We start from the raw sequence: 26,270 nt of genomic DNA on the forward strand, positions 1-26,270 counted from the left end.
GTGACGCCATGGCTGCCCGTACGAAATCCGCGAAGGACCGTCCGTCCTACCGCTGCACCGAATGCGGCTGGACCACCGCCAAGTGGCTCGGCCGCTGCCCCGAGTGCCAGGCGTGGGGGACGGTCGAGGAGTTCGGCGGCGCCCCCGCCGTGCGCACCACCGCCGCCGGCCGGGTCTCCACGGCCGCGCTCCCGATCGGCCAGGTCGACAGCCGGACGGCGACCGCCCGCTCGACGGGCGTCGGCGAGCTGGACCGGGTGCTCGGCGGCGGCCTCGTGCCGGGCGCGGTCGTGCTGCTGGCGGGCGAGCCGGGCGTCGGCAAGTCGACGCTGCTGCTGGACGTGGCGGCGAAGGCGGCGAGCGACGACCACCGCACGCTCTACGTGACCGCCGAGGAGTCCGCGAGCCAGGTCCGGCTGCGGGCCGACCGGATCAAGGCGATCAACGACCACCTCTACCTCGCGGCGGAGACCGATCTGTCGGCGGTCCTCGGCCATCTGGACGCGGTGAAGCCCTCGCTGCTGATCCTGGACTCGGTGCAGACGGTCGCCTCGCCCGAGATCGACGGCGCGCCCGGCGGGATGGCCCAGGTGCGGGAGGTCGCGGGGGCGCTGATCCGGGCCTCCAAGGAGCGCGGGATGGCCACGCTGCTGGTCGGCCACGTCACCAAGGACGGGGCGATCGCCGGGCCCCGGCTGCTGGAGCACCTGGTGGACGTGGTGCTCTCCTTCGAGGGCGACCGGCACGCCCGGCTGCGGCTGGTGCGCGGCGTCAAGAACCGTTACGGGGCGACCGACGAGGTCGGCTGCTTCGAGTTGCACGACGAGGGCATCATCGGGCTCGCCGACCCCTCGGGCCTCTTCCTGACCCGCCGCGACGTGGCGGTGCCGGGCACCTGTCTGACGGTGACGCTGGAGGGCAAGCGGCCGCTGGTCGCCGAGGTGCAGGCGCTGACCGTCGACTCGCAGATCCCCTCGCCCCGGCGCACCACCTCCGGCCTGGAGACCTCCCGCGTCTCGATGATGCTCGCCGTGCTGGAGCAGCGCGGCCGGATCAGCGCGCTCGGCAAGCGGGACATCTACAGCGCGACGGTGGGCGGTGTGAAGCTCACCGAGCCCGCCGCCGACCTGGCGATCGCGCTCGCGCTGGCCAGCGCGGCCAGTGACACCCCCCTCCCCAAGAACCTGGTCGCCATCGGCGAGGTGGGGCTCGCGGGCGAGGTCAGGCGGGTCACCGGGGTGCAGCGGAGGCTGGCCGAGGCACACCGTCTGGGCTTCACCCACGCCCTCGTTCCGACGGACCCGGGGAAGGTCCCGGCCGGCATGAAGGTGACGGAAGTCGCCGACATGGGCGACGCTCTGCGGGTCCTCCCGCGCCGGGCTCGCCAGGAGGCACCACAGGACGACGGCGCACGCCGGTAGACTTTGCCCTGGTCTCGCCCGCCCGTGGACACGGCACGGCGGACGCGAGAGCACCGCAAACCTGTGACCGGAGGAGTGCAGTGGCAGCCAACGACCGGGCGACGACGCCCGGAAAGTCCGGCCAAGGCACCGGCAACGAGGCGCTGATGCGTGCCTCGTTGAGCGCGGTCGCGCCCGGTATGGCCCTGCGGGACGGCCTGGAGCGCATTCTCCGCGGCAATACCGGTGGTCTGATCGTGCTGGGCATGGACAAGACCGTCGAGTCGATGTGTACCGGCGGCTTCGTGCTGGACGTCGAGTTCACGGCGACGCGCCTGCGCGAGCTGTGCAAGCTCGACGGGGCGCTGATCCTCGACAAGGACATGACGAAGATCCTGCGGGCCGGCGTGCAGCTGGTCCCGGACGCCTCGATCCACACGGAGGAGACCGGCACCCGTCACCGCACGGCGGACCGGGTCTCCAAGGCGTGCGGCTTCCCCGTCGTCTCGGTCTCCCAGTCGATGCGGCTGATCGCGCTGTACGTGGACGGGGAGCGGCGGGTCCTGGAGGAGTCCTCCGCGATCCTGTCGCGGGCCAACCAGGCACTCGCCACGCTGGAGCGGTACAAGCTGCGCCTCGACGAGGTGGCGGGCACGCTGTCCGCCCTGGAGATCGAGGACCTGGTCACCGTCCGGGACGTGACGGCGGTGGCGCAGCGGCTGGAGATGGTGCGGCGGATCGCGACGGAGATCGCGGAGTACGTGGTCGAGCTCGGCACCGACGGACGCCTCCTGTCGCTCCAGCTCGACGAACTGATCGCGGGCGTGGAGCCGGAGCGGGAGCTGGTCGTCCGCGACTACGTCCCCGAGCCGACGGCGAAGCGGTCGCGCACGGTGGCCGAGGCGCTGACGGAGCTGGACGCGCTGAGCCACACGGAGCTGCTGGAGCTGCCGGTGGTGGCGCGGGCGCTGGGGTACAGCGGCTCGCCCGAGACGCTGGACTCGGCGGTGTCGCCGCGGGGCTTCCGGCTGCTGGCGAAGGTGCCGCGGCTGCCGGGCGCGATCATCGAGCGGCTGGTGGAGCACTTCGGCGGCCTCCAGAAGCTGCTGGCCGCGAGCGTGGACGACCTCCAGACGGTGGACGGTGTCGGCGAGGCGCGGGCGCGCAGCGTGCGGGAGGGGCTGTCGCGGCTGGCGGAGTCGTCGATCCTGGAGCGGTACGTCTGAGGCTCACGCGGCGTGTACGGCGCCGCGTCCCGCCCCGCGCGGGAATCGCGGGCGTACCCGCGCCTTCCCGTGGTGGCCGGGCCCGTCCCCGTCGACGGTTCCGTCCTCGAACGCCGGACGGGCCGGGGATCGCCCGACCCGCTCCGGACCGCGCGTCCCACGCCCGGCCACGCGAACGGTTCCGACCTCAGACGGCTCCGGCCTCAGACGGTGGACCGGCCGGAGCGCCGCCCGCGGGCCCGGTGGCGCGGGTCAGTCCTTCGCCAGGACGAAGGACGCCCGCTGCACCGGGATGCCCGGTGCCTTGGCCTCCAGGAGATACGTTCCCGGCCCCGCCTTGCCGGCCGGCGGTGTCGCGCAGCGCGGGGCGGACAGCGTCCGGTTCCAGTCCACGGTGTGGATCACCGTCGCCCCCGCCGGGACCTTCAGGAAGAGCGGGCCCGCCGCCGCGGGGCAGTCCTTCGAGGACCAGATCGGCTCGTCGTCCTCGCCCCCGGCCTCCGTCACCGTGAGCACCGCGTTCTTCGGCCCGAAGTCGGCCTTGCACGTGGTCGACGAGGTGTTCTTCGCGATCAGTTCGAACCTCGGCTTGTCCTCGGGGCCGTAACTGACCTTCGTGCGCAGGCTCAACCGCACCTCGGCGGGCTTGCATTCGGGGAGCGGGGAGCCGGCCGGGACCTGCCCGCCCGCACCGTCGCCGCCCGTACCCGCGCCGGACGCGTCCGCACCGCCCGTACCCGTAGCGCCTGTTGACGATCCGTCGGACGAACCGCCGTCGCTCCCGGCGTCGGAGGAGCCGCCGGTGCCGGCCGGGCCGTCCTCGTCACCCGACTCGTCGCGCCCGCCCGGCTGTTGGCTGATCGCGGGACCGGAGCTACCGGGGCCGGGGGTGATCGACTCGACCGGGTCGGAGCCGCCCGGCTTGCCGTCGTCCCGGCTTCCCCCACCGCCGGCGGACATCACGGCCCAGGCGACCAACACCGCGAGCAGCGCAACCAGAAGTCCCGCTACCGCCCTTCGTCGCCAGTAGATGCTGGAGGGAAGCGGACCGACCGGATTGCGCAGAGATCCCACGCTCCGAACTCTACGAGAGATCCGGGCCGTCTCCGGCCCCACCCGCCGCTCCACCCACAAGTTTTGCCGATCATCATCACGGGAACGGCGTCACGAGCCGGTCACAGGGGACAGAACGGGTGGCGTTGCCCCCCGTGAGCCGCCGCGCGGGCCGACACCCCCGCCGCCCGTGACACCCGCCCCGCCTTCCGTGCCAGGATCGTCAGTGCCATGACTGCCATGACTTCGCCCTCAGCCCAGACGCCCCCCGCCGCCGCCTCCTCCCTCCACACGCCCGTCATCGGATGGTTCGAGCAGCACGCCCGCGACCTGCCCTGGCGCCGCCCCGAAGCGGGCGCCTGGGGTGTGATGGTCAGCGAGTTCATGCTCCAGCAGACCCCGGTCAACCGGGTCCTCCCGGTGTACGAGCAGTGGATCGCCCGCTGGCCGCGCCCCGCCGACCTGGCCGCCGAGGCGCCCGGCGAGGCGGTCCGCGCCTGGGGCCGGCTCGGCTACCCGCGCCGCGCCCTGCGCCTGCACGGGGCCGCGCAGGCGATAACGGAACGGCACGGCGGCGATGTGCCGAGCGACCACGCCCAGCTGCTGGCACTGCCCGGCATCGGCGAGTACACGGCGGCGGCCGTGGCCTCGTTCGCGTACGGGCAGCGGCACGCGGTGCTCGACACGAACGTCCGCCGGGTGTTCGCCCGCGCCGCGACCGGGGTGCAGTACCCGCCGAGCGCGACCACGGCCGCCGAGCGCAAGCTCGCGCGGGCGCTGCTGCCCGAGGAGGACGAGCGGGCGGCGAAGTGGGCGGCGGCCACCATGGAGCTGGGCGCCCTCGTGTGCACCGCGCGCAACGAGGACTGCGACCGGTGCCCCATCGCCTCGCGGTGTTCCTGGCGGCTGGCGGGGAAGCCCGCGCACCAGGGGCCGCCGCGCAAGGGCCAGACGTACGCCGGGACCGACCGCCAGGTGCGCGGGCGGTTGCTGGCGGTGTTGCGGGAGGCGGTGGCCCCCGTACCGCAGGCCGCGCTGGACGCGGTGTGGGAGGAGCCGGTGCAGCGGGCCAGGGCGCTGGACGGGCTGGTCGCCGACGGGCTCGTCGAACCGCTGGCCGACGGGCGGTACCGGCTGCCGATGACCTGATCCGCCGGCCGGGAGGGGGGAGCGGAAGAACACCATCGCTACACAGGGCGCGTGTCTTGATGCACACCCGGCGGGCCCCCGCCCGCGCGGAGACTCCCGCCTTGGCTGTTACACAACCGATGGGCAGCCGTGCACCGGTCTACGGCTGCTCCGCACATCGCCGTGACAACGCCTCCGTAGCGTCTGCGACAGCAGTACGGCAGGCGGCCGGGACCGCGGATACCTCCGCGGCCCGGCGGTGCACGGGGACGTCCGGGGACGGAGGCGGTGGTCATGGCGCAGGGCGAGGTGCTCGCGTTCGAGGAGTACGTACGCACACGGCAGGACGCGTTGCTGCGCAGCGCACGCCGTCTGGTCCCCGACCCCGTGGACGCCCAGGACCTGCTGCAGACCGCCCTGGTGCGCACGTACGGCCGCTGGGACGGCATCGCCGACAAGTCGCTGGCCGACGCCTACCTGCGCCGCGTCATGATCAACACCCGTACGGAGTGGTGGCGGGCGCGCAAGCTCGAAGAGGTCCCGACCGAGCAGCTGCCCGACGCGAGCGTCGACGACGGCAGCGAGCAGCGTGCCGACCGCGCCCTGCTGATGGACATCCTGGGCATTCTGGCTCCCAAGCAGCGCAGCGTCGTCGTGCTGCGACACTGGGAGCAGATGAGCACGGAGGAGACGGCCGCGGCGCTCGGCATGTCGGCCGGTACGGTCAAGAGCACGCTGCACCGGGCCCTGGCGCGGCTGCGCCAGGAGCTGGAGAACCGCGAGCTGGACAGCCGCGAGGCGGTCGCGCGGGAGCACGGCGGCCACCGGAGCACGCCGGCCGCCTCCGGCCGGGTCCCCGCCCAGCGGTCGCCGCTCACCACGGTGCCGGGGGCGGGGGCGCACACACCGGCGCAGCGCGGCGGGCGTCACGACGAGCGGGGGATGGAGCGGTGCGCGGCCTGAACGGCAGCAGCGTCGGCGGGGGCGGTTCCGGGGACGGTTTCCCCGGCGGCCCCGCCGGGAACGGCACGTCCTCCCCGGACGGCCACGGGGCATCGGACGACGGTGCCCCGGACAGACCGGACCGGAACCGGAGCTGGGGCTTCCGGACGGGTGTGGCGGCGAGTGGCACGGCCTTGGCCGGACTCGTCGCCTTCGGGCTGTTCACCGTCGGCTGCTCCACCGGAGGCACCGGCACGCGGGACGAGGGCCCCGCGGGCAGTCAGCCGGTCGCCCGGGCCACCCCGCGGGCCGACCCGTCCGGCACGGCCACGCCCGTGCGGCGGGTCGACGCCGTGAAGCTGCTCAAGAACGACCCCAAGGTGGGCGAGCGGGTCAGGGAGGGACTCAGGCCCTGCGCGGGCAGTGCGTACCCGATCGACACCTCCTACGGGTCGATGACCGGCGGTCGCTCCGCCGACGTGGTGGTCAACGTGATGAGCTGCGCCGACTCGGTGAGCGTCGGGACGTATGTGTACCGGGCGGACGAGAAGGGCGACTACGAGAACGTCTTCGCGGTCGAGGTCCCCGCCGTCTACGGAACGATCGACCGGGGCGATCTGGTGGTGACGACCCAGGTCTACGGGTCGAAGGATTCGCTGGCCTACCCGTCCGGCTCGGAGGTGGTCACCTACCGTTGGGCGAGCGACCGCTTCACCGAGCACGACCGGGTGCACAACGAATTCAGCCGGGCCGTCGAGGGCACGGACGGCGACCTGCCCGTGCAGTCGGAGCCGGTGGAACCGGCCCCGCGGGACGAGCCGGTGGAGCCGGACCGGAACTGAGACGGGGCCGGGGACCACGTCCGGAGGGGCCGGACCGGCCGAGGGCCGGGAGCGGCGCCCGGAAGCCGCGAGCCGAGGACGGCTCCGGCAGAAGTGAAGTGACGCGTGCCGGTGCGACCGGGCGGGAACGGAAAGCGAGAGAACAGCCCCATGGCCGAGACCCACGTCCTCTTCGTCGAGGACGACGACGTCATCCGGGAGGCCACCCAGCTCGCCCTGGAGCGGGTCGGCTTCACGGTGACCGCGATGCCCGACGGGCTCCTGGGCCTGGAGGCGTTCCGCGCCGACCGGCCGGACATCGCGCTGCTCGACGTGATGGTGCCCGGCCTGGACGGGGTCAGCCTCTGCCGCCGCATCCGGGACGAGTCGACCGTGCCGGTCATCATGCTCTCCGCGCGGGCCGACGCCATCGACGTGGTGCTCGGCCTGGAGGCCGGGGCCGACGACTACGTCACCAAGCCCTTCGACGGCGCGGTCCTGGTCGCCCGCATCCGGGCGGTGCTGCGCCGCTTCGGCCACGCGGCCGGGCCGGACGGGCCGGGCCAGGGCGGTGCGGAGGACGGCTCCGAGGGGCTGGGCGGGGTGCTGGTCTTCGGCGACCTGGAGGTCGACACCGACGGCATGGAGGTGCGGCGCGCCGGTGAGCAGGTGGCGCTGACGCCCACCGAGATGCGGCTGCTGCTGGAGTTCTCCGCCGCTCCGGGCACCGTCCTGTCCCGCGACCGGCTCCTGGAACGGGTCTGGGACTACGGGTGGGGCGGCGACACCCGCGTCGTGGACGTCCATGTCCAGCGGCTGCGCGCCAAGATCGGCCAGGACCGGATCGACACGGTCCGCGGCTTCGGCTACAAGCTGCGCGGCTGACGCGGGCGTGGAGCGGCTGGTGAGGCACGGATGAAGCGGCTGGCCCTGCGGACGGGCGTCCGCTGGAAGATCAGCATCGCCATCGCGGCGGTCGGCGCGCTCATCGCGGTGGCGCTGAGCCTGGTGGTGCACAACGCGGCCCGCGTCTCGATGATCGACAACGCCCGTGAGGTGCAGCTGGAGCGGCTGCTGGGCGCCCAGCGCTTCTACGAGGCGACGAGCATGCAGAAGGGCGGGCCGAAGTTCGGGGCGAAGCTCAACGACCCGACGCTGCCGCCGGGCCTGCGCGACGAGGTCCGCGGGAACCGCCGGGCCACCCACGTCGAGCAGGGCACCGACGGGGTCCCCGAGGTCTGGGCGGCTGTGCCGCTGGCCAACGGGGACGTGCTCTCGCTGCACACCCGGTTCGCGGACCGCTCCGCCACGATCATGGACGATCTGGACCGGGCCCTGATCATCGGTTCGGTCACCGTGGTCTTCGGCGGCTGCGCTCTCGGGGTGCTCATCGGCGGCCAGCTCTCGCGGCGGCTGCGCAAGGCGGCGACCGCGGCGGGCCGGGTCGCCCAGGGGGAGACGGACGTACGGGTCAGGGAGGCCGTCGGCGGGGTCGTCCGCGACGAGACGGACGAGCTGGCGCGGGCGGTCGACGCGCTGACCGACGCGCTGAACGAGCGGATCGAGGCGGAGCGGCGGGTCACCGCGGACATCGCCCATGAGCTGCGTACCCCCGTGACCGGGCTGCTCACGGCGGCCGAACTGCTGCCGCCAGGCCGCCCCACCGAACTGGTACGGGACCGGGCGCAGGCGATGCGCACGCTGGTCGAGGACGTGCTGGAGGTGGCCCGCCTGGACAGTGCTTCGGAGCGGGCGGAGCTCCAGATGCTGCCGCTGGGCGAGTTCGTCAGCCGGCGGATCGGGCTGCTGGACCCCGACGTGACCGTGCAGGTGGTGCACGAGTCGTGGGTCTCCACCGATCCGCGCCGCCTGGAGCGCATCCTCGGCAATCTGCTCGGGAACGCCGCCAAGCACGGTTCGACCCCGGTGGAGGTGACCGTCGAGGGCCGGGTGGTACGGGTCCGCGACCACGGTCCGGGGTTCCCGGAGGAGCTGCTGCGGGACGGGCCGAGCCGGTTCCGTACGGGGAGCATGGACCGGGCCGGGCACGGGCACGGCCTCGGGCTGACGATCGCGGCGGGCCAGGCACGGGTGCTGGGGGCCCGGCTGACCTTCCGCAACGCGGCCCCCTCGGGTGCGGCGAAGGGCACGGGCGGGGCGATCGCGGTGCTGTGGCTGCCGGAGCACGCGCCGACGGTGACCGGGAGCTTCCCGGTGCTGCGGGACGCGGACCGGTCCCGGCCGTCGGGCTGAGCGGCACGCGTGCGCCGGGATCGCGGAGGAACGCCGACGGCGACCCCGAGGAGTGAGCCGTGAGGCTGTCCTCGACGTCGCCGTCGGTCGGGTGACCCGGCGCGCACGCCCCGGGTACCGGGGTGTAACGGGTCCACTGAACGCTTCTTCGGTTGTGCTGCGCGGCGCCGGCGGTGCCGGGCGCAGGGCGCCGGCGGGTGCCGTGGGGCCGCGCGGTTACGCCGGCCGGATCAGATGGAGACGTGCACCGAGCGGAGGAACGCGGCCGGGTTCAGCGCCGAGCCGTAGTTCGGGGTGGTGCGGATCTCGAAGTGCAGGTGCGGGCCGCTGGAGTTGCCGGTGTTGCCGGACAGGGCGATCTTCTGGCCCGTCTTCACGTGCTGGCCGATCTTCACGTTGACCTTCGACAGGTGCGCGTACTGCGAGTACTTGCCGTTGGAGTGCTTGATCACGACGGCGTTGCCGTACGCGGGGCCGTCGCCGGCACCGTTCGGGCCGGCCTTCACGACGGTGCCGGTGTGGGCGGCCGTGACCTTGGTGCCGACCGGCACGGCGAAGTCCTGGCCGGAGTGCTTGGCGGCCCAGCGGGCGCCGCCGGTGCCGTAGCTGGCGGTCAGCGTGTACTTCTTGACCGGGGCCTTCCAGGAGGCGGCGTTCTTCTTCGCCGCCTTCTTCTTGTCCTCGGCCTTCTTCTTCGCGTCGGACGCCTTCTTCGTGACCGCGTCGGCGGCCTTGCCCTGCGCGGCGGCCTGGGCGGCGACCGCGTCGGCGGTGGTGCTCGCGGCGAGGGGGGCGGCGGCCTCGGTGCCGCCGGAGGCGAACGCCGTACCGGCACCCAGCACCACGGACGCCCCCAGGCCGGCGGCCAGGACGGCGCCACGGACGCGGAAGGCGGACGGGCGGATGGTGTGCTGGTTCGTTGCGCGCTTCATACGGGGAAGTCCTCCGAAGGTGAGTGGACCCGGCGTGCTGTCCGGGCTTGCTCAACCTTGGTAACCCGCACCCCCGCCGCTGCTCAAACACCCCATCTACGAAGAAAAGCCGTAGAAGAGGCCGCGGGAATGGGATGAGGTTGTCCCGTTATGAGGTGGTCGCGCGGGCCACGAAATCCCTCGCGCGGAGGCGGTTCGACGCCTCTTCCACGAGCCTCTTTCCGGACATTGCACCGCTAAACGTTCGTATCGGGTGAAACCTCGAAACGGCCTGCCGGTGCGGGGCCGGAGGTCCCACGGCCTCTTCCGGCCCCTTCTCCTAGCCCGCGTAGTAGGCCCGTTTCGGCCTGTGCGCCTTGTCACCGCCGGTGGGACCTTGGTCCTTCCGTTTCGGGACCTCCGGCACGCTCCTTCACTACGCTGACGGGAAAGCCGCACCGCACCCAGGGGGACCCATGACGGCGGAGAACACCCATGCGCTGGACGGCATCGAGCTCGCCGATGCCGTCGCGTCCATCCGCAACCAGCTCATCGACGCGGCGACCCGCGCCACGGACCACCCGGTCGCCTTCGCGGTCGGCGACATCCAGATGGAGTTCACCCTCGAACTGCGCCGGGAGGCGAAGGCGGGCGGCAAGGTGAAGGCATGGGTGGTGGAGGCGGGTGCGGACGCCGCCCGCACCACGGGCCGCACGCACAAGGTCGCCTTCACCCTGACCCCGCGCAACGCCGCGACGGGCGAGGCGTGGGAGGTGGGAACCGACGACGACGGGTCCACGGCGGGATTCGGCGGCAGCGCGGCGGAGGGCGACGGCCCCACGCCGTGGTTCAACGGAAGCGCGGCGGAGGGCGACGGCCCCACGGCCGGGTTCGGTGACGGGCCCGGCCGGCCGTGAAGGAGTCCACGACGGTCCCGCCCCACACCGCCCCGACCCACCCCGCAGACCGCACCGTGGTCGTCACCGGGGCCCGCCAGGGCAGCGGCGTCCTCCTCACCGACCTGCTGATCCTGACCTGCGCCCACGTGGTCAAGACCGGGTCCGTCCACGTGGCCCACCCGGACAGCCCGGACCGCACCCGCGCCACGGTCGCCTGGATCGACTACCGCCTGGACGTGGCGCTCCTCCAGGCCGTCGAACCCGTGCGGCCCGTCCCTCCCGTACGCCTCGGCGTGGTCGACACCCGCCAGGCGATACCCGGCTGCGAGATCACCGGCTTCCCGCGCGTCCAGCGCTACGGCCCCGACCGGCGGCTGGAGGCGGACCAGTACACGGCGACGGTGCTGCCCCTGGCGGGCCGGGTCCGCGAACTGCTGGTCTGCGACCTGGACGGCTCGCCCGCCGCCCACCCGGACGACGAGTCGGCGGCCCTGGCCGGGATCTCCGGCGGCCCGGTCTTCATGGGGGACGTCCTGCTGGGCGTCGCCCGGCAGGTCCCGAGGCAGCGCGAGGGGCGCCGGGTCGAATGCGTCCCGCTCGGCCCGGTCCTCGCCGCGAAGCCCTTCCGCCTCGTCTACCGACGGACCGGGGTGGACCTGCGCGAGGAACGCGTGCACGGCAGTTTCCCGAGGGATCTGCGGTACGAGGCGGAGTACGCGCAGGCGCTCGGCGTCGCGTACCGGCGCACCAAGATCTTCGGCCTCGACGAGCTGAGCCGCCACGACTCCGAATGGGACCTGGACACGGCGTACCTCAGCCTGGAGGCACAGGCGCAGGCGCAGCCCCCGGATCCGGCTTCCAAGCTCGCCCCGCCCCTCCCCCAGCGCATCGACGACCTCCTCACCGACCGCCCGCGGGTCCTGCTGCGCGGCGAGGCCGGCGCGGGCAAGACGACGCTGCTGTGGTGGCTGGCCGCCCATGCGTCGGCCCGCACCCTCGGCGACGCGCTGGCCCCGCTGAACGGTCTGATCCCCTTCGTCGTCCCCCTGCGCACCCTGCGGGCCCGCGGGGTGACGTTCCCGGGCCCCGCGGAGCTGCACGGCGCGGCCGGGCTGGTGGTCGACGCGGCCCCGGATGGCTGGGCGGGCCGGGTCCTGGAGTCCGGGCGGGCGCTGCTGCTCGTGGACGGCCTGGACGAGGTGCCGCCGGAGGACCGCGAGCAGGCGCACACCTGGCTCTCGCAGTTGCTGGCCCGCTATCCGGGCACCCGGTGCATCGCCACCGTACGCCCGCTCGCCGTCGAGGCGGACTGGCTGCGCTCCGAGGACTTCGCGGAACTGCGGCTGCTGCCGATGCGGAACGCGGACATCCAGACGTTCGTGGCCTGCTGGCACCGGGCCGCCCGGCCCACCGAGCAGGACGACGCCGAACGGCTGGACGAACTGGAGCGGGACCTCTCCCGCCAGTTCGAGCAGAACCCCGCGCTCCGTGACCTGGCCCGTACGCCGCTGCTCTGCGCGGTGATCTGCGCCCTGCACCGCCAACGCGACGGCTTCCTCCCGGAGACCCGGTGGAAGCTGTACCGCTCGGCCCTGGAGATGCTGCTCGGCAACCGCGACCGGCGCCGCCGGATCGGGGGCCCCGAGGGCATCGACCTGGACGTCGAGGACGCCACCCAGCTCCTCCAGAGGATCGCCGTCTGGCTGGTCCGGGAGGGCCAGTCGGAGTTCACCCGCGACCAGGCGCTGCGCCAGCTCGGCCGCGCGCTGACGGGAATGGACCGGGTGAGCGCCCAGGGGCTGCCCGAGCAGATCCTCACCCACCTGCTCAACCGCAGCGGCCTGCTCCAGGAACACGGCGACGACGTCTACCAGTTCATCCACCGCACCTTCCAGGACTACCTGGCCGCCAAGGAACTCGTCGAGGACGACCACCTGGGCGAACTGCTCCGGCACGCGGACGAGGAGACCTGGCAGGACGTGATCCTGCTGGCGGCGGGGCACTGCGGACGCCGCCAACTGGCGCTGCTCATCGAGGGGTTGCTGGACGCGGGCGAGCGGCACGGGAAGAAGTCGACCCACCGCACCGACCTGCATGTCCTGGCCGCTCTGTGCGCCCAGTACGCCTCCTGGCTGGACGGCACGGTGCGGGAGCGGGTCCGCACCTCCCTCGCCGGCCTGCTTCCCCCCATGGGCAGCGTCCAGGTGGGCTCACTGGCCCGACTGGGCGCGGCAGTGCTCGGCCTCCTGCCCCGACCGGACACCATGGCGACGGAGCACCCGTCCGCCGAACACGTGGCCGACCTGATCACCGCGGTCGGAGGGAGGGAGGCCGTCCCTCATGCCCGGGCCTGGCTCCTCGCCCACCCCGGCCTGATCAGGTCGTTCGTCTACGACTGGCAGAACTTCCCTGCGGAGGAGTACGCCACCCAGGTCCTCGCGCACTGCGACCCCTCCTCGGTCCTGTGGATGATCAGCGACCGCGACCGGCTCAGGGCCCTGCGCCACATCCCCCTGCTCGAAGACGTCTCCCTGAGTACGGATCTGCCCGAGCGGGAGATCGCAGAGGCCCTGGAGAAGACCCCGCAGCTCCAGAACCTCTTCATCCGGGGCAATCGGCTCCTCACCGACCTCTCCTGCCTGCGCCCCGCACGCGCCTCGCTGAAGATGCTGTCCCTGGACGAGTGCCCGGACGTACGGGACCTGGGGCCGCTGAAGGACTTCACCACCCTGGGGGCCCTCTTCCTGGACGCCGCCGGGCTGTCCTCCTCCCTGGGGACCGTCGGCGACCTCCCCGACAGCCTGGACTTCCTGTGGCTGGAGAACCTGACGCTGGACCGGCTCAGCGACATCTCCCCCCATACCGGTCTCACCCAGCTGCTGCTGGACAGCCGGTGTCCCCTCACCCTGGACGGGCTGGGCGCCTGGCGGTCCCTGAAGAGGCTGGAGGTCTTCGAGCTCGGCGACTTCGATGCCGCGCTCGGTGAGGTGCGCGCCCACGCGGGGATCACCGCTCTCGCGTTCGGCGCGTTTCCCTGGCGCGCCGATTTCAGCGGCACGCCGGCGGTCCCGTCCGTCGAGGACCTGACGGTGCAACCGCCCGAGGACGGCCGGAGCCCGGCTCTGCTGCGCGATCTCTTTCCGCAGGTGGAACGCCTGGTCATCAGGGCCGCCGCCGGCCACGGGGCACTGGACCTCTCGCCGCTCCACGACTGGGCCGGGATCACGGTGACGGTCCACAAGGACGAGCGGTTCCTGCTCACCGGGGCGGAGGAACTGGGCGACCGGCTCACGGTCCTGCCCCTGACGTGAGCACAGGAAAAGGGGCTGCCCCGGACCGGTACGGATACCGGTCCGGGGCAGCCCCTCAGCTGTGCGCTACGGGCGCGTCACGCGTCCTTCGTCAGGTTCGGGCCGGCGCCGCCTGCCGCCTGCTCGATCGGGGGGACGTCGGGCAGTGCCGACTTCTCCTCGCCACGGAAGGTGAACGTCTTGTCGTCGCCCTCGCCCTCGGTGCCCACGACCACGATGTGACCGGGACGCAGCTCACCGAAGAGGATCTTCTCGGAGAGGATGTCCTCGATCTGCCGCTGGATCGTCCGGCGCAGCGGCCGGGCGCCCATCACGGGGTCGTAGCCCTTCTTCGCGAGCAGCGTCTTGGCCTCGCCGCTGAGCTCGATGCCCATGTCGCGGTCCTTGAGACGCTCATCGACCTTGGCGATCATGAGGTCGACGATCTGGATGATGTCTTCCTCGGTCAGCTGGTGGAAGACCACCGTGTCGTCGACACGGTTGAGGAATTCCGGCCGGAAGTGCTGCTTGAGCTCTTCGTTGACCTTGATCTTCATCCGCTCGTAGTTCGTCTTGACGTCGCCCTGGGCGGCGAAGCCCAGGTTGAAGCCCTTCGAGATGTCCCGCGTCCCGAGGTTGGTCGTCATGATGATGACCGTGTTCTTGAAGTCCACGACCCGGCCCTGGGAGTCGGTCAGGCGACCGTCCTCCAGAATCTGGAGCAGAGAATTGAAGATATCGGGGTGGGCCTTCTCGACCTCGTCGAAGAGGACGACGGAGAACGGCTTCCGGCGCACCTTCTCGGTGAGCTGGCCGCCCTCCTCGTAGCCCACGTAGCCGGGGGGCGAACCGAAGAGGCGGGACACCGTGTGCTTCTCGCTGAACTCCGACATGTCGAGGGAGATCAGCGCGTCCTCGTCGCCGAAGAGGAATTCGGCGAGCGTCTTGGACAGCTCCGTCTTACCGACACCGGACGGGCCGGCGAAGATGAACGAGCCACCGGGGCGCTTCGGGTCCTTCAGGCCGGCCCGCGTACGGCGGATCGCCTGCGAAAGGGCCTTGATGGCGTCCTTCTGCCCGATGACGCGCTTGTGGAGCTCGTCCTCCATGCGCAGCAGACGGGAGGACTCCTCCTCCGTCAGCTTGAAGACCGGAATGCCGGTGGCCGTGGCCAGGACCTCGGCGATGAGCTCGCCGTCGACCTCGGCGACGACGTCCATGTCGCCGGCCTTCCACTCCTTCTCGCGCTTGGCCTTCGCCGCCAGCAGCTGCTTCTCCTTGTCACGGAGGGAAGCCGCCTTCTCGAAGTCCTGGGAGTCGATGGCCGACTCCTTGTCGCGGCGGACGCCCGCGATCTTCTCGTCGAACTCGCGGAGGTCCGGCGGCGCGGTCATCCGGCGGATGCGCATCCTGGATCCGGCCTCGTCGATCAGGTCGATCGCCTTGTCCGGCAGGAAGCGGTCCGAGATGTACCGGTCGGCCAGGGTCGCGGCCTGGACGAGGGCCTCGTCCGTGATGGAGACCCGGTGGTGGGCCTCGTAGCGGTCGCGCAGGCCCTTGAGGATCTCGATGGTGTGCGGCAGCGACGGCTCCGCGACCTGGATGGGCTGGAAGCGGCGTTCGAGGGCCGCGTCCTTCTCCAGGTGCTTGCGGTACTCGTCGAGCGTGGTGGCGCCGATGGTCTGGAGCTCGCCTCGCGCCAGCATGGGCTTGAGGATGCTCGCCGCGTCGATCGCGCCTTCGGCGGCGCCCGCACCGACCAGCGTGTGGAGCTCGTCGATGAACAGGATGATGTCGCCGCGGGTGCGGATCTCCTTGAGGACCTTCTTCAGCCGCTCCTCGAAGTCACCCCGGTACCGCGAACCGGCGACGAGGGCGCCGAGGTCCAGGGTGTAGAGGTGCTTGTCCTTGAGGGTCTCGGGGACCTCGCCCTTGACGATCGCCTGGGCCAGGCCCTCGACGACCGCCGTCTTGCCGACGCCGGGCTCGCCGATGAGGACCGGGTTGTTCTTGGTCCGGCGGGACAGCACCTGCATGACCCGCTCGATCTCCTTCTCGCGCCCGATGACCGGGTCGAGCTTGGACTCACGAGCGGCCTGGGTGAGATTGCGGCCGAACTGGTCGAGCACCAGGGACGTGGAGGGCGTGCCCTCGGCGGGGCCGCCGGCGGTGGCCGCCTCCTTGCTGCCCGAGTACCCGGAGAGCAGCTGGATGACCTGCTGCCGGACCCGGTTCAGGTCGGCGCCCAGCTTCACGAGGACCTGGGCGGCGACGCCCTCGCCCTCGCGGATCAGGCCGAGCAGGATGTGCTCGGTGCCGATGTAGTTGTGGCCCAGCTGAAGGGCCTCGCGGAGCGACAGCTCCAGGACCTTCTTGGCTCGCGGGGTGAAGGGGATGTGCCCGGAAGGAGCCTGCTGCCCCTGCCCGATGATCTCCTCCACCTGCTGGCGGACCGCCTCGAGCGAAATCCCGAGGCTCTCCAGGGCCTTAGCGGCGACACCCTCACCCTCGTGGATCAGGCCCAGGAGGATGTGCTCGGTGCCGATGTAGTTGTGGTTGAGCATCCGGGCTTCTTCCTGAGCCAGGACGACAACCCGCCGCGCGCGGTCGGTGAACCTCTCGAACATCGTTAATCGCTCCTCAGAGCGGTCGGTCAGTGAGGGGTCGGTCCCCTCCCAGTCCTTCCGCATGCTAGTCCCGCAGGACGGGACAGCTCATTCCAACTGCCGACATCCGTCCGGATCACCCCCGCACCGGCGGGGATTCTTACTGCCGAACAGCTGACAACTGCTCCAACCCGATGGTGCGAGACGATGTTCCCGCAGGCCAGGCAGATACCCCTTTCGCCAGTACGCCGATGGCGAACGTGAGACGTCTCGGCCGGCGTGTCGCCCCTTCCCACTAGGAAAGTCTTACCCGCAATCACTGACAGTCCATGCGGCGCGACCCGGTTCCCTCAGCTACGGGCGAACATCCTTGCGCTGCCGCACACCCCCGAGCGCCCCCGCGAGCGGCACGGAACGTCACGATCGTCGAACCCTGAGTAACGCCGGAGGGGTTCCGCGTAACCACGACGGCGGTTCGGCGGTTCACGGGACATGAATTCCGCCGTCCCGCAGCCCCGTTCGTCGCCCGATGCCGGTCCGGTCCCCGCCGACGCCGCACTCGCCCTGCGATACGCGAGCGAGCTGGGCTGGGCCACCGCGGGACGCGCTCCGCTGTGCCTGCTCACGGGGGTGGACTTCGATGTGCTGGAACTGCCCGCCGAGGCGGGTCACGCCGTACTGCGGCGCGGGGTGCGCACCGGCCCCGTGCTGCTGTCCGGGGGCCGGGTGGGGCTGCTGGTCGCCGCGGGCGGCGCCGATGAGCTGCCGGGACTGCTCGACTGGCTGGAGTGGGGCCCTCTCGCACCGGACCTGACCGCCGTGGGGGCGGGCGGCCGGGTCGCGGCCCCGCCTCTTCCGGGCGCTTCCGGGGACTCGCCGGGGGCCGCTGCGTGGCTGCGGCCCCCAGAGCCGAGGCGTGTGCCCGAGCCGGCGCTGCCGGCCCTCGCCGGCTTCGGGAGCGGTGGGGGAGACGCCCCCGATCTCGTACGCCTGGTGGACGCGGCGGCTACCGAATGCCATCGGGTCCGGTTGTCACGCGCCCGTTCCGGGCCACTGACAAGGGATTCGGCGGATCAGCCGTTGGCCTTCTCGTAAGCCTCACGGATCTCGGCGGGGACGCGGCCGCGGTCATTCACGTTGTGGCCGTTCTCGCGGGCCCACCGGCGGATTTCCGCGGTGTCCTTGTTACCGCCGGACACGGCACGGCCCTTGCCACGCCCCGTGGCAGCGCGGCCGCCGGTGCGGCGCCCGCCCTTGGTGTAGGGCTCGAGAAGGCTACGGAGCTTGTCCGCGTTGGCCGTGGTGAGGTCGATCTCGTACGTCTTGCCGTCAAGGGCGAACGTGACCGTCTCATCGGCCTCGACACCGTCGAGGTCATCGACAAGAAGGACCTGAACCTTCTGTGCCACGGGATTTCCTTTCATCGGAAATGGAGTACGCGGAAAGGAAACCGCTTTTCTCTCGAAAACACAAACCCTCGGGAGAGGTTCAGCAGACCGAGAGGACAGGAAACGTACGCGATTCGGACATAGGGTTGCAGGTCCTTCCGCATCACAGGTGCAGAAGCATCCGGCTGTTGCCCAAGGTGTTCGGCTTCACTCGTTCGAGACCGAGGAACTCCGCGACGCCCTCGTCGTAGGAACGCAGCAGCTCGCTGTAGACATCGGTGTCGACGGGCGCCTCTCCGATCTCCACGAAGCCGTGCTTCGCGAAGAAGTCGACTTCGAAGGTGAGGCAGAAGACCCGGCGGACGCCGAGCCAACGGGCGGTCCGCAAGAGCTTGTCCAGTACCCGGTGTCCGACCCCGGCGCCCTTGATCCGGGGGTCCACGGCGAGGGTCCGGACTTCCGCCAGGTCTTCCCACATCACATGAAGTGCGCCGCAGCCGATGACTGTCGCGTCCTCGTCGCGTTCCGCGACCCAGAACTCCTGGATGTCCTCGTAAAGGGTGACGGTCGCTTTGTCGAGCAGGATGCCGCTGGACACGTACCCGTCGAGGAGTGCGCGTACGGATGCGACATCACTCGTCCTGGCCCGCCTCACGGTGATGGCGGGCATATTTACCGACGGGTCGGTATGGAGTTCGGTATCCGGATCGTTTTGCGGCTGCTCTGAGGACATGCCCCGACGCTATCGCCTGCCCCGCCGGGCCGTGCCATCGGCCGGGTCGCCGCCCTCGGCTGGCCCGGCGGCCGGTTCCACGGGGTCGCCGGGGGCGATTTCGGTGAGTTCGGGGGAAACCATGCGGACGGCGTCACGGAGCGCTTCGCGCTGCTCGGGCGACATCATGCCGAAGAACGCGACAAGCGCCGCGGCGGGGTTGTCGCTGCGTGACCAGGCTTCGTTCATCAGTGCGGCCGAGTAGGCGGCCCTGGTGGAGACGGCCGTATATCGATAGGCGCGGCCGTCGACTTCCCTGCGCACCCAGCCCTTCTGATGGAGATTGTCCATTACCGTCATCACGGTCGTGTAGGCGATGGACCGTTCCTGCTGAAGGTCCTCAAGGACTTCCCGCACCGTGACCGGTCGGTTCCATTGCCAGACGCGCGTCATCACGGCGTCTTCGAGGTCTCCCAATTGGCGGGGCACGAGTTCACTTTAGTGCCCTATGTCCCGAATGTTCTGTCATTTGCGCAGCAAAAAAGCGCACGGCTCGGATGAGTCGTGCGCTCGGGACCCGCTCCGGAAGGCCGGCGGGAGGGGGCGGGCTTCCGCCGTGATCAGACATTCTCCGGACGAGCGGTCTGCTTTGCGGATTCCGCGCGGGCGAGCGCCGCGTCGACCGCGGCGTCCTCCTTGGTCTTGTTCGGGCCGCCCTGGCTCTTGACGATGATCACGATCAGGGAGACGAAGAAGACGGCCATCACCACGGGGGGCACGAGCGCGGATACGTAGTCCATGCCGTCCAGAGTAGCGAGCCCCGGACGGCCGGACGCGGCGACCTCCCGATGGAGGCCGCCGCGTCGGACACCGGTGCGAAGGGCGTGAAGGGGGGTCAGCCGGCCGCGCGTTCCTCGGACGGGGGCGGGGCGGGACGGCGGCGCGGCGGGAAGACCTCCGACGGCTTGGGCATCGGACGGTCGCCGGGCTTCTGCGGGCGGCCCGGTCCGGCCGGGGTTCCCGGCCGGTCCGCCTCACGGCCGGCGGCGGCCCTGCCGCCCGGCAGGGCGAGCAGCCGGCCGCGGGGGCCGGGCGCCGCCGCCCCGCCGGTACGACCGGCCAGCCGGGCGCGCACCGAGCGCTCGGCGAGCACCTGGCAGCGTTCCAGGAGGGCCGCGGCGAGCGGTCCGCCGCGCAGGGCCCGCAGGGCGGCGAGATCGTCCGGCCGGGGGTCGTATCCGGCCGCGAGCGCGTCCTGGAGCAGCTCCAGGTAGCCGGTGGCGGAGCCGGGGAGGGCGTTGCGGTAGCGGGCGAGGTCGGCGAGGAGGAACGCTCGCAGCCGACCCGCCTCACCGACCGCCTCGTCCACGGAACCCGCGAGCCGCAGGCAGTCCTGGACGTCCTCGTCGGACAGGGGCATGGGGTGGAGGGCGATGGCGAGGGCACGTCGGAGCACCCGCAGCTCGTCCGCGCTGAACGCCATGCCGCCTCGTGAACCGTAGGGCGTGGGCATAGCGCGACAATACGTGCTAAATGGACAAAATCCGTTTAACTGGTCGTCGGTGTCGCGGCGGGCCGGAACGCCAGGCCGGGCCCCGGTCCCGGCCGTTCCCGCAGGTACGGCCGGGCTTCCGGGCCCTGCGCTAGGAGCGGGACATGTTCCGCTCGTACACCAGGCGCAGTCCGATGAGCGTCAGCCAGGGCTCGTGCTCGTCGATGACGGAGGACTCCCCCAACACCATCGGAGCAAGGCCGCCCGTGGCGATCACGGTGACGTCGTCCGGGTCGGCGGCCAGCTCCCGCTTCATCCGCGCCACCACCCCGTCGACCTGGCCGGCGAAACCGTAGATGATGCCGGACTGCATGGCCTCGACGGTGTTCTTGCCGATGACGCTGCGCGGCCTGGCCAGCTCGATCTTGCGGAGCTGGGCGCCCCGGACGCCGAGCGCCTCGACGGAGATCTCGATGCCGGGGGCGATCACCCCGCCCGTGTACTCGCCGCGCGGGGAGACCGCGTCGAAGGTGGTGGCGGTGCCGAAGTCGACGACGATCGCCGGGCCCCCGTAGAGCTCGACGGCGGCGACCGCGTTGATGATGCGGTCCGCGCCGACCTCCTTGGGGTTGTCCATCAGGATCGGGACGCCCGTCTTCACGCCGGGCTCCACCAGGACGGCGGGGACGTCGCCGTAGTAGCGGCGGGTGACCTCGCGCAGCTCGTGCAGGACCGAGGGGACCGTGGCGCAGATCGCGATGCCCTCGATGCCGTCGCCCAGCTCCATGCCGAGCAGCGGGTGCATCCCCATCAGGCCCTGGAGCAGGACGGCCAGCTCGTCGGCGGTGCGGCGGGGGTCGGTGGAGATCCGCCAGTGCTCGACGATCTCCTCGCCGTCGAAGAGGCCGAGGACCGTGTGCGTGTTGCCGACGTCGATGGTGAGCAGCATCAGGCGTCGGCCCCGTCCCCGGCCGAGGGGGACGCGTCCGCGTCGCGGAAGTCCAGGCCGATGTCGAGGATCGGCGAGGAGTGGGTGAGCGCCCCCACCGCGAGGTAGTCGACGCCCGCGTCGGCGTAGGCGCGGGCCGAGTCGAGCGTGAGGCGGCCGGAGGACTCCAGGATCGCCCGGCCGTCGACCAGAGCGACCGCCTCGGCGGTCTCGGCCGGGGTGAAGTTGTCCAGCAGGATCAGGTCGACGCCCGCGTCCAGCACCTCGCGGACCTGCTCCATCGTGTCGACCTCGACCTCGATGGGCAGGTCGGGGAAGGTGTCGCGGACCCGCTTGAACGCCTCCGCCACACCGCCCGCCGCGATCACGTGGTTGTCCTTGACCAGGGCCGCGTCGGAGAGCGACATCCGGTGGTTGACGCCGCCGCCGCAGCGCACCGCGTACTTCTCCAGCGCCCGCAGGCCCGCCGTCGTCTTGCGGGTGTCGCGGACCTTCGCCTTCGATCCCTCCAGCACGTCCGCCCAGGCGCGGGTGGCCGTGGCGATGCCGGAGAGGCGGCAGAGCAGGTTCAGCGCGCTGCGCTCGCCGGTCAGCAGGTCGCGGGTGCGGGTGGTGACGGTCAGCAGCTTCTGGCCGGGGGCGACCCGGTCGCCGTCCTCGACGTGCCGCTCGACCTCGAACTCCTCGGTGCAGACGATCGACAGGACCGCCTCCGCGACCCGGAGTCCGGCGACCACGCCCGCCTCGCGGGCGGTGAAGTCGCCGGTGGTCACGGCGTCCTCGGGGACGGTCGCCACGGTCGTGACGTCCACCCCGCCGTCGAGGTCCTCCTCGATCGCCACATGGGCGACGTCCTCGACCTGGACGGGGTCGAGCCCCGCCCGGGCCAGCAGCAGGGCGAGCGCGGGGTCGAGCCCGCACTCCAGGGCCTCGGCGTCGAACCCGTCGTCACCGCCGCAGCCGCAGCCGTCGCCGCAGCCGCCTCCCGCCGGTGCGGACGCTGCGGGCGCGCCGACCCGGATCAGCGGAACGTCCACGGGTGTGGGGCGCGGATTCTCTTCGGGCGTGCTCACGGTGACGGCTCCTCGGGGGTGTGGCGGGTGGTGCGGGTGGAACGTGCGGTGCGTGGGCCTCCCCGCCCGGTGCGGCGGAGCGGGTGCTTCCAGCAGTCTGCTCAATCGGACGGGCGTACGGGCGGGAATGCGGCGGTCTCCGTGCGGTGGACGACCGGGGTGCCGTCCGGCGCGATGCGGACGACCAGGTGGCGGCGGCCGTGGACGTCGTCGCGGTCGGGCCGGTCCTCGCGCCAGTGGCAGCCACGGGTCTCCTCGCGGTCGCGGGCGGCGGCGACCAGGACCCGCGAGACCAGGAGCAGGTTGGCGACCTCCCAGGCATCGACTCCGGGGACGACCGCCTTGGCCCCGTCCGTGCCGGTGGCGGCCCCGCTGTCCAGGGCATCCAGCTCCTCGGCGGCGGCGGCCAGGCTGGCGGCGGAGCGCAGCACCCCGGCTCCCCGGCTCATGGTGCGCTGGATCGCCGTACGGGACTCGGGGGCCGGCAGCGCGACGGGCTCACCGGCCTCCGGGGCAGCGGCCGGCCCGGTGCGGGGCGGGCGGGCCTCCGCGATGTCGGCGGCGATGCGCTCGGCGAAGACCAGCCCCTCCAGGAGGGAGTTGGACGCGAGGCGGTTGGCCCCGTGCACCCCGGTGCAGGCGACCTCGCCGCAGGCGTACAGACCGGGGACGGTGGTGCGGCCCCGCAGGTCGGTGCGGACGCCGCCGGAGGCGTAGTGCGCGGCCGGGGCGACCGGGACCGGCTCGGTCACCGGGTCGATGCCGTGGGCCCGGCAGGCGGCCAGGATGGTGGGGAAGCGCTGCTCCCACATGGCCGCCCCGAAGTGCCGGGCGTCCAGGTACATGTGCTCGGCGCCCTTCTCGTGCATCCGGCGCGTGATGCCCTTGGCGACGATGTCGCGGGGGGCCAGCTCGGCCAGCTCGTGCTGCCCGGCCATGAAGCGGACGCCGTCGCCGTCGACGAGGTGGGCGCCCTCGCCGCGTACGGCTTCGGAGACCAGCGGCTGCTGGCCCTCCGAGTCCGCGCCGAGGAACAGGACGGTGGGGTGGAACTGGACGAACTCCAGGTCGGAGACCTCCGCCCCGGCCCGCAGCGCGAGCGCCACCCCGTCGCCGGTGGAGACGGAGGGATTGGTGGTGGCCGAGAAGACCTGGCCCATGCCGCCGGTGGCGAGGACCACCGAGGGGGCCCGGACCGCGCCGACGCCGTCGTGCTGCCCCTCCCCCATGACGTGCAGCGAGACGCCCGCCGTACGGCCTTCGGCGTCGGTGAGCAGGTCGAGGACGAGGGCGTTCTCGATGGTGTGCAGGGCGGCCTCGCGGACCGCTTCCACCAGGGCGCGGGAGATCTCCGCGCCGGTCGCGTCGCCGCCCGCGTGGGCGATGCGGCGGCGGTGGTGGCCGCCTTCGCGGGTCAGCGCGATGTCGCCGCTGTCGGTGGTGTCGAAGTGCGCGCCGGTGTCGATCAGCCGGCGTACGGCGTCGGGGCCCTCGGTGACCAGGGTGCGCACGGCCTCCTCGTCGCAGAGGCCCGCGCCCGCGACGAGGGTGTCGTCGAGGTGCTGCTCCGGGGTGTCGCCCTCGCCGAGCGCGGCGGCGATGCCGCCCTGGGCCCAGCGGGTCGAGCCGTCGTCCAGGCGGGCCTTCGTGACGACGACGGTGTCCAGACCGGCGGCGGCGCAGCGCAGGGCCGCGGTGAGCCCGGCCACACCGGAGCCGACCACCACGACGTCCGCGTCGATGGCCCAGCCGGGGGCGGGGGCGGTCAGCCGTATTCCGGTCACGTCAGGGCTCCGAAGGTGAGGGGGATGTTGTCGATGAGGCGGGTGTCCCCGACCCGGGCCGCGACGGCGAGGATCGCCTCCCCGCTCTCGCGGTCGTCCGGGATCTCGGTGAAGTCCGCCGGGTCGACCAGGGCCAGGTAGTCCACGTGGAGGGCCGGCCGGCCCCGTTCGGCCGCCTCGTCCAGGACCAGCCGGGCGGCGGCGCGGACGGCGGCGGGCGCCCCATGGGGCCGGGCCAGCGCCACGGCCTGGGCGTCGGCGGCGGCGCGGACCTCGCCGAGCCGGTTGAGCCCGGCGGCCCGGTCGCCGCCGGGCGCGGTGGCCCGCGCCCGCTCGTGCAGGGCCTGCTGGGCGGCGAGCCGGTCGCGGGCCGCGAACAGGGCGCGGGGCAGCGCGAGCGCGGTGTGCCGCTCCCGGGCGGAGAGGAAGCGGTTGCGGCTGGAGAGGGCGAGGCCGTCCGGGTCCCGGACGGTGGGGACGCCGGTGATCCGGACGCCGAAGTTCAGGTCGCGGACCATGCGGCGGATCAGGGCGAGCTGCTGGGCGTCCTTCTGCCCGTAGAACGCCTCGTCGGGGCGGGTGAGGTGGAGGAGCTTGGCGACGACGGTGAGCATCCCGTCGAAGTGACCGGGCCGGGCCGCTCCTTCGAGGCGCTCGCCCATCGGGCCCGCGGTGATCCGGACCTGCGGCTCGCCGCCGGGGTAGACCTCGTCGACGCCGGGGGCGAAGACCGCGTCGGCCCCGGCCGCGGCGGCGATCTCCAGGTCGGCGTCCAGGGTGCGCGGGTAGCGGTCCAGGTCGGCGGCCTCGCCGAACTGCAGCGGGTTGACGAAGACGGTGACCACGACCTGGCCGTCCGGCCCGGCCGCCGCGCGGGCGGCCCGGATCAGGGAGGCGTGGCCCTCGTGGAGCGCGCCCATCGTCATGACGACGGCCCGCTCGGCCCCGGCGGGCCGCTCCAGCGCGTCCAGCTCGGCGGCGGTGCGCAGGAGGACGGGCCGGGCGGCCGGCCCCGGAGCGCGGGGGGGCGGGGGCGGTTCCGGGAGAGCACGGAGGCCCGGAGCGGTCGGGGCCGGGGCGTTGGAGGTCGGGGCCGGTGCCTCGGGGGTCGGGGCCGGGGCGTTGGAGGTCGGGGCCGGGGCGTTGGAGGTCGGGGCCGGTGCCTCGGGGGTCGGGGCCGGGGCGTTGGAGGTCGGGGCCGGGGCGTTGGAGGTCGGGGCCGGTGCCTCGGGGGTCGGGGCCGGGGTGGCGCCCTCGTCTCCCGTACGGCCGGTGGTGGTCATCGGGTCTCCCCCGCTCCGGGGCCGCCGGGGCGGCGTTCCTGGTCGGCCAGGACCCCGAGGAGGTCCTCGGCCAGCTCCGCCTTGAGCAGGCCGTGGGCGAGCGCCCGGTCGGCCGTGGTGCGGGCCATCTCGACATAGCCGGCCACCGCCTGCGGGGCGTGGGCGCGCAGTTCGTGGATGTGGGCGGCGACCGTGCCCGCGTCCCCGCGGGCGACCGGGCCGGTCAGCGCCGCGTCGCCGGAGCGCAGGGCGTTGTCCAGGGCGGCGCCGAGCAGCGGGCCGAGCATCCGGTCGGGGGCGGAGACCCCCGCCTTCGCCAGCAGCTCCATCGACTGGGCGACCAGGGTGACCAGGTGGTTCGCGCCGAGGGCGAGGGCCGCGTGGTAGAGCGGGCGGGACTCCTCCGCGATCCACTCGGGCTCGCCGCCCATCTCGATCACCAGGGCCTCGGCGGCGAGCCGCAGCTCCTCGGGGGCGGTGACGCCGAACGAGCAGCCCGCCAGCCGCTGGACGTCCACGGCGGTCCCGGTGAACGTCATCGCGGGGTGCAGCGCGAGGGGCAGCGCCCCGGCCCGCAGCGCGGGGTCCAGCACCCGTGCCCCGTACCGCCCGGAGGTGTGGACCAGCAGCTGGCCCGGCCGTACGGCACCGGTCTCGGCCAGGCCCTCGACCAGCGTGGGCAGGACGTCGTCGGGGACGGTCAGCAGCACCAGCTCGGCGCGGGCCAGCACCTCGGCGGGCTCCACCAGGGGCACGTCGGGGAGCAGGGTCGCGGCGCGGCGGCGCGAGGCGTCGGAGACGCCGGACACGGCGACCGGGCGGTGCCCGGCGAGCTGGAGGGACGCCGCGAGGGCGGGCCCGACCCGGCCCGCGCCGACGACGCCGACCGTGAGCCGGGCGGGGCGGTCCCTCGCGTCGAGGGGTTCCTTGGAAACTGATGCGTTCACGGGGCGGTGGCCTTCCGTTCCAGTCCGCAGGGGGTACCGGACGATTTCTCTGCATGCTACGCCAGCGTTTCGGGGGACCTCATCTGCTGCCCACAGCCTGTGGATAACTTTTC

The 26,270-nt window shown here is 72.7% G+C and carries 22 protein-coding genes and 1 pseudogene; 10 read left to right on the forward strand and 13 right to left on the reverse strand.

The features are described from left to right. Positions 1-8: 8 nt before the first annotated feature. Positions 9-1,421, forward strand: coding sequence for a DNA repair protein RadA (gene radA, locus QFZ71_RS12385; protein WP_307668294.1), 1,413 nt, complete (start codon positions 9-11; stop codon positions 1,419-1,421). Positions 1,422-1,501: 80 nt separating this feature from the next. Continuing rightward, on the forward strand, positions 1,502-2,626 hold the full coding sequence (gene disA, locus QFZ71_RS12390; protein ID WP_003968311.1) for a DNA integrity scanning diadenylate cyclase DisA: 1,125 nt from the start codon (positions 1,502-1,504) through the stop codon (positions 2,624-2,626). A 252-nt stretch (positions 2,627-2,878) separates the two neighbouring features. Here disA and QFZ71_RS12395 read toward each other — a convergent pair whose 3' ends face one another. Continuing rightward, positions 2,879-3,607: a hypothetical protein gene (locus tag QFZ71_RS12395; protein ID WP_307671433.1), complete on the reverse strand. Its 729-nt coding sequence runs from the start codon at positions 3,605-3,607 to the stop codon at positions 2,879-2,881. Positions 3,608-3,910: 303 nt separating this feature from the next. Between QFZ71_RS12395 and QFZ71_RS12400 the strand changes: the two genes are divergently transcribed. From QFZ71_RS12400 to cseC, 5 genes are all read left to right on the forward strand, one after another. Further along, positions 3,911-4,828 carry an A/G-specific adenine glycosylase gene (locus QFZ71_RS12400; RefSeq protein ID WP_307668295.1) on the forward strand — a complete coding sequence of 306 codons (918 nt, stop codon included), beginning with the start codon at positions 3,911-3,913 and terminating at the stop codon, positions 4,826-4,828. A 273-nt stretch (positions 4,829-5,101) separates the two neighbouring features. Next, positions 5,102-5,770: a SigE family RNA polymerase sigma factor gene (locus QFZ71_RS12405; protein ID WP_307668296.1), complete on the forward strand. Its 669-nt coding sequence runs from the start codon at positions 5,102-5,104 to the stop codon at positions 5,768-5,770. 152 nt (positions 5,771-5,922) lie between these two features. Next, entirely contained in the window at positions 5,923-6,591 is a 669-nt protein-coding gene (locus tag QFZ71_RS12410) for a hypothetical protein (protein ID WP_307671434.1), read from the forward strand. Between the two features lie 150 nt (positions 6,592-6,741). Further along, positions 6,742-7,455, forward strand: a complete 714-nt coding sequence (gene cseB, locus QFZ71_RS12415) for a two-component system response regulator CseB (RefSeq protein WP_307668297.1) — start codon at positions 6,742-6,744, stop codon at positions 7,453-7,455. Between the two features lie 30 nt (positions 7,456-7,485). Then, positions 7,486-8,823 (forward strand): two-component system sensor histidine kinase CseC, encoded by a 1,338-nt coding sequence (gene cseC, locus QFZ71_RS12420; RefSeq protein ID WP_307668298.1) that lies wholly within the window; start codon positions 7,486-7,488, stop codon positions 8,821-8,823. A 230-nt stretch (positions 8,824-9,053) separates the two neighbouring features. On the opposite strand, the gene QFZ71_RS12425 is transcribed toward cseC, so the two are convergent. Then, on the reverse strand, positions 9,054-9,755 hold the full coding sequence (locus tag QFZ71_RS12425) for a M23 family metallopeptidase (protein WP_307668299.1): 702 nt from the start codon (positions 9,753-9,755) through the stop codon (positions 9,054-9,056). Positions 9,756-10,210: 455 nt separating this feature from the next. On the opposite strand from QFZ71_RS12425, the pseudogene QFZ71_RS12430 reads away from it, so the two are divergent. Both QFZ71_RS12430 and QFZ71_RS12435 read left to right on the forward strand, forming a co-directional pair. Continuing rightward, positions 10,211-10,558, forward strand: a pseudogene (locus QFZ71_RS12430) (trypco2 family protein); the annotation flags it as partial. An 89-nt stretch (positions 10,559-10,647) separates the two neighbouring features. Then, on the forward strand, positions 10,648-13,944 hold the full coding sequence (locus QFZ71_RS12435) for a serine protease (RefSeq protein ID WP_307668300.1): 3,297 nt from the start codon (positions 10,648-10,650) through the stop codon (positions 13,942-13,944). A 77-nt stretch (positions 13,945-14,021) separates the two neighbouring features. Here the strand turns inward: QFZ71_RS12435 and QFZ71_RS12440 are convergent, their stop codons facing one another. After that, entirely contained in the window at positions 14,022-16,550 is a 2,529-nt protein-coding gene (locus QFZ71_RS12440; protein ID WP_307668301.1) for an ATP-dependent Clp protease ATP-binding subunit, read from the reverse strand. Positions 16,551-17,021: 471 nt separating this feature from the next. Between QFZ71_RS12440 and QFZ71_RS12445 the strand changes: the two genes are divergently transcribed. Then, complete coding sequence (locus QFZ71_RS12445) at positions 17,022-17,624, forward strand: SCO3374 family protein (RefSeq protein ID WP_307668302.1); 603 nt, start codon at positions 17,022-17,024, stop codon at positions 17,622-17,624. Here the strand turns inward: QFZ71_RS12445 and QFZ71_RS12450 are convergent. From QFZ71_RS12450 to QFZ71_RS12495, 10 genes are all read right to left on the reverse strand, one after another. Further along, positions 17,603-17,938 carry an Lsr2 family protein gene (locus QFZ71_RS12450; RefSeq protein WP_073771916.1) on the reverse strand — a complete coding sequence of 112 codons (336 nt, stop codon included), beginning with the start codon at positions 17,936-17,938 and terminating at the stop codon, positions 17,603-17,605. The two genes, QFZ71_RS12445 and QFZ71_RS12450, sit on opposite strands and share 22 nt — an antisense overlap. A 142-nt stretch (positions 17,939-18,080) precedes the next feature. Then, entirely contained in the window at positions 18,081-18,650 is a 570-nt protein-coding gene (locus QFZ71_RS12455; RefSeq protein ID WP_373465111.1) for an amino-acid N-acetyltransferase, read from the reverse strand. Between the two features lie 9 nt (positions 18,651-18,659). After that, positions 18,660-19,118 (reverse strand): BlaI/MecI/CopY family transcriptional regulator, encoded by a 459-nt coding sequence (locus QFZ71_RS12460; RefSeq protein ID WP_307668303.1) that lies wholly within the window; start codon positions 19,116-19,118, stop codon positions 18,660-18,662. A gap of 131 nt (positions 19,119-19,249) precedes the next feature. Further along, positions 19,250-19,429, reverse strand: coding sequence for a hypothetical protein (locus tag QFZ71_RS12465; protein WP_307668304.1), 180 nt, complete (start codon positions 19,427-19,429; stop codon positions 19,250-19,252). 95 nt (positions 19,430-19,524) lie between these two features. Then, complete coding sequence (locus QFZ71_RS12470; protein WP_307671436.1) at positions 19,525-20,112, reverse strand: hypothetical protein; 588 nt, start codon at positions 20,110-20,112, stop codon at positions 19,525-19,527. A 160-nt stretch (positions 20,113-20,272) separates the two neighbouring features. Beyond that, positions 20,273-21,070 carry a type III pantothenate kinase gene (locus QFZ71_RS12475; RefSeq protein WP_228993013.1) on the reverse strand — a complete coding sequence of 266 codons (798 nt, stop codon included), beginning with the start codon at positions 21,068-21,070 and terminating at the stop codon, positions 20,273-20,275. Continuing rightward, positions 21,070-22,107, reverse strand: a complete 1,038-nt coding sequence (gene nadC, locus QFZ71_RS12480; RefSeq protein WP_373465191.1) for a carboxylating nicotinate-nucleotide diphosphorylase — start codon at positions 22,105-22,107, stop codon at positions 21,070-21,072. The genes QFZ71_RS12475 and nadC overlap by 1 nt, the downstream gene beginning before the upstream one ends. Positions 22,108-22,244: 137 nt before the next feature. After that, on the reverse strand, positions 22,245-23,927 hold the full coding sequence (locus tag QFZ71_RS12485; RefSeq protein WP_307668306.1) for an L-aspartate oxidase: 1,683 nt from the start codon (positions 23,925-23,927) through the stop codon (positions 22,245-22,247). Further along, complete coding sequence (gene panC, locus QFZ71_RS12490) at positions 23,924-24,916, reverse strand: pantoate--beta-alanine ligase (protein WP_307671437.1); 993 nt, start codon at positions 24,914-24,916, stop codon at positions 23,924-23,926. The genes QFZ71_RS12485 and panC overlap by 4 nt, the downstream gene beginning before the upstream one ends. 290 nt (positions 24,917-25,206) lie before the next feature. Further along, a complete protein-coding gene (locus QFZ71_RS12495) occupies positions 25,207-26,157 on the reverse strand; it encodes a Rossmann-like and DUF2520 domain-containing protein (protein WP_307668307.1) in 951 nt (316 codons plus the stop codon). Between the last annotated feature and the right edge of the window lie 113 nt (positions 26,158-26,270).

The organism is Streptomyces sp. V2I9 (genome assembly GCF_030817475.1).
In the GTDB taxonomy this organism is placed as follows: domain Bacteria; phylum Actinomycetota; class Actinomycetes; order Streptomycetales; family Streptomycetaceae; genus Streptomyces.

Coding starts and splice junctions, on each gene's coding strand:
- QFZ71_RS12440 (WP_307668301.1), bottom strand. CDS start 16,550: ATGTTCGAGAGGTTCACCGACCGCGCGCGGCGGGTTGTCGTCCTGGCT.
- QFZ71_RS12445 (WP_307668302.1), top strand. CDS start 17,022: ATGAATTCCGCCGTCCCGCAGCCCCGTTCGTCGCCCGATGCCGGTCCG.
- QFZ71_RS12455 (WP_373465111.1), bottom strand. CDS start 18,650: ATGTCCTCAGAGCAGCCGCAAAACGATCCGGATACCGAACTCCATACC.
- QFZ71_RS12475 (WP_228993013.1), bottom strand. CDS start 21,070: ATGCTGCTCACCATCGACGTCGGCAACACGCACACGGTCCTCGGCCTC.
- QFZ71_RS12400 (WP_307668295.1), top strand. CDS start 3,911: ATGACTGCCATGACTTCGCCCTCAGCCCAGACGCCCCCCGCCGCCGCC.
- radA (WP_307668294.1), top strand. CDS start 9: ATGGCTGCCCGTACGAAATCCGCGAAGGACCGTCCGTCCTACCGCTGC.
- QFZ71_RS12405 (WP_307668296.1), top strand. CDS start 5,102: ATGGCGCAGGGCGAGGTGCTCGCGTTCGAGGAGTACGTACGCACACGG.
- QFZ71_RS12470 (WP_307671436.1), bottom strand. CDS start 20,112: ATGGCGTTCAGCGCGGACGAGCTGCGGGTGCTCCGACGTGCCCTCGCC.
- cseB (WP_307668297.1), top strand. CDS start 6,742: ATGGCCGAGACCCACGTCCTCTTCGTCGAGGACGACGACGTCATCCGG.
- QFZ71_RS12425 (WP_307668299.1), bottom strand. CDS start 9,755: ATGAAGCGCGCAACGAACCAGCACACCATCCGCCCGTCCGCCTTCCGC.
- cseC (WP_307668298.1), top strand. CDS start 7,486: ATGAAGCGGCTGGCCCTGCGGACGGGCGTCCGCTGGAAGATCAGCATC.
- QFZ71_RS12465 (WP_307668304.1), bottom strand. CDS start 19,429: ATGGACTACGTATCCGCGCTCGTGCCCCCCGTGGTGATGGCCGTCTTC.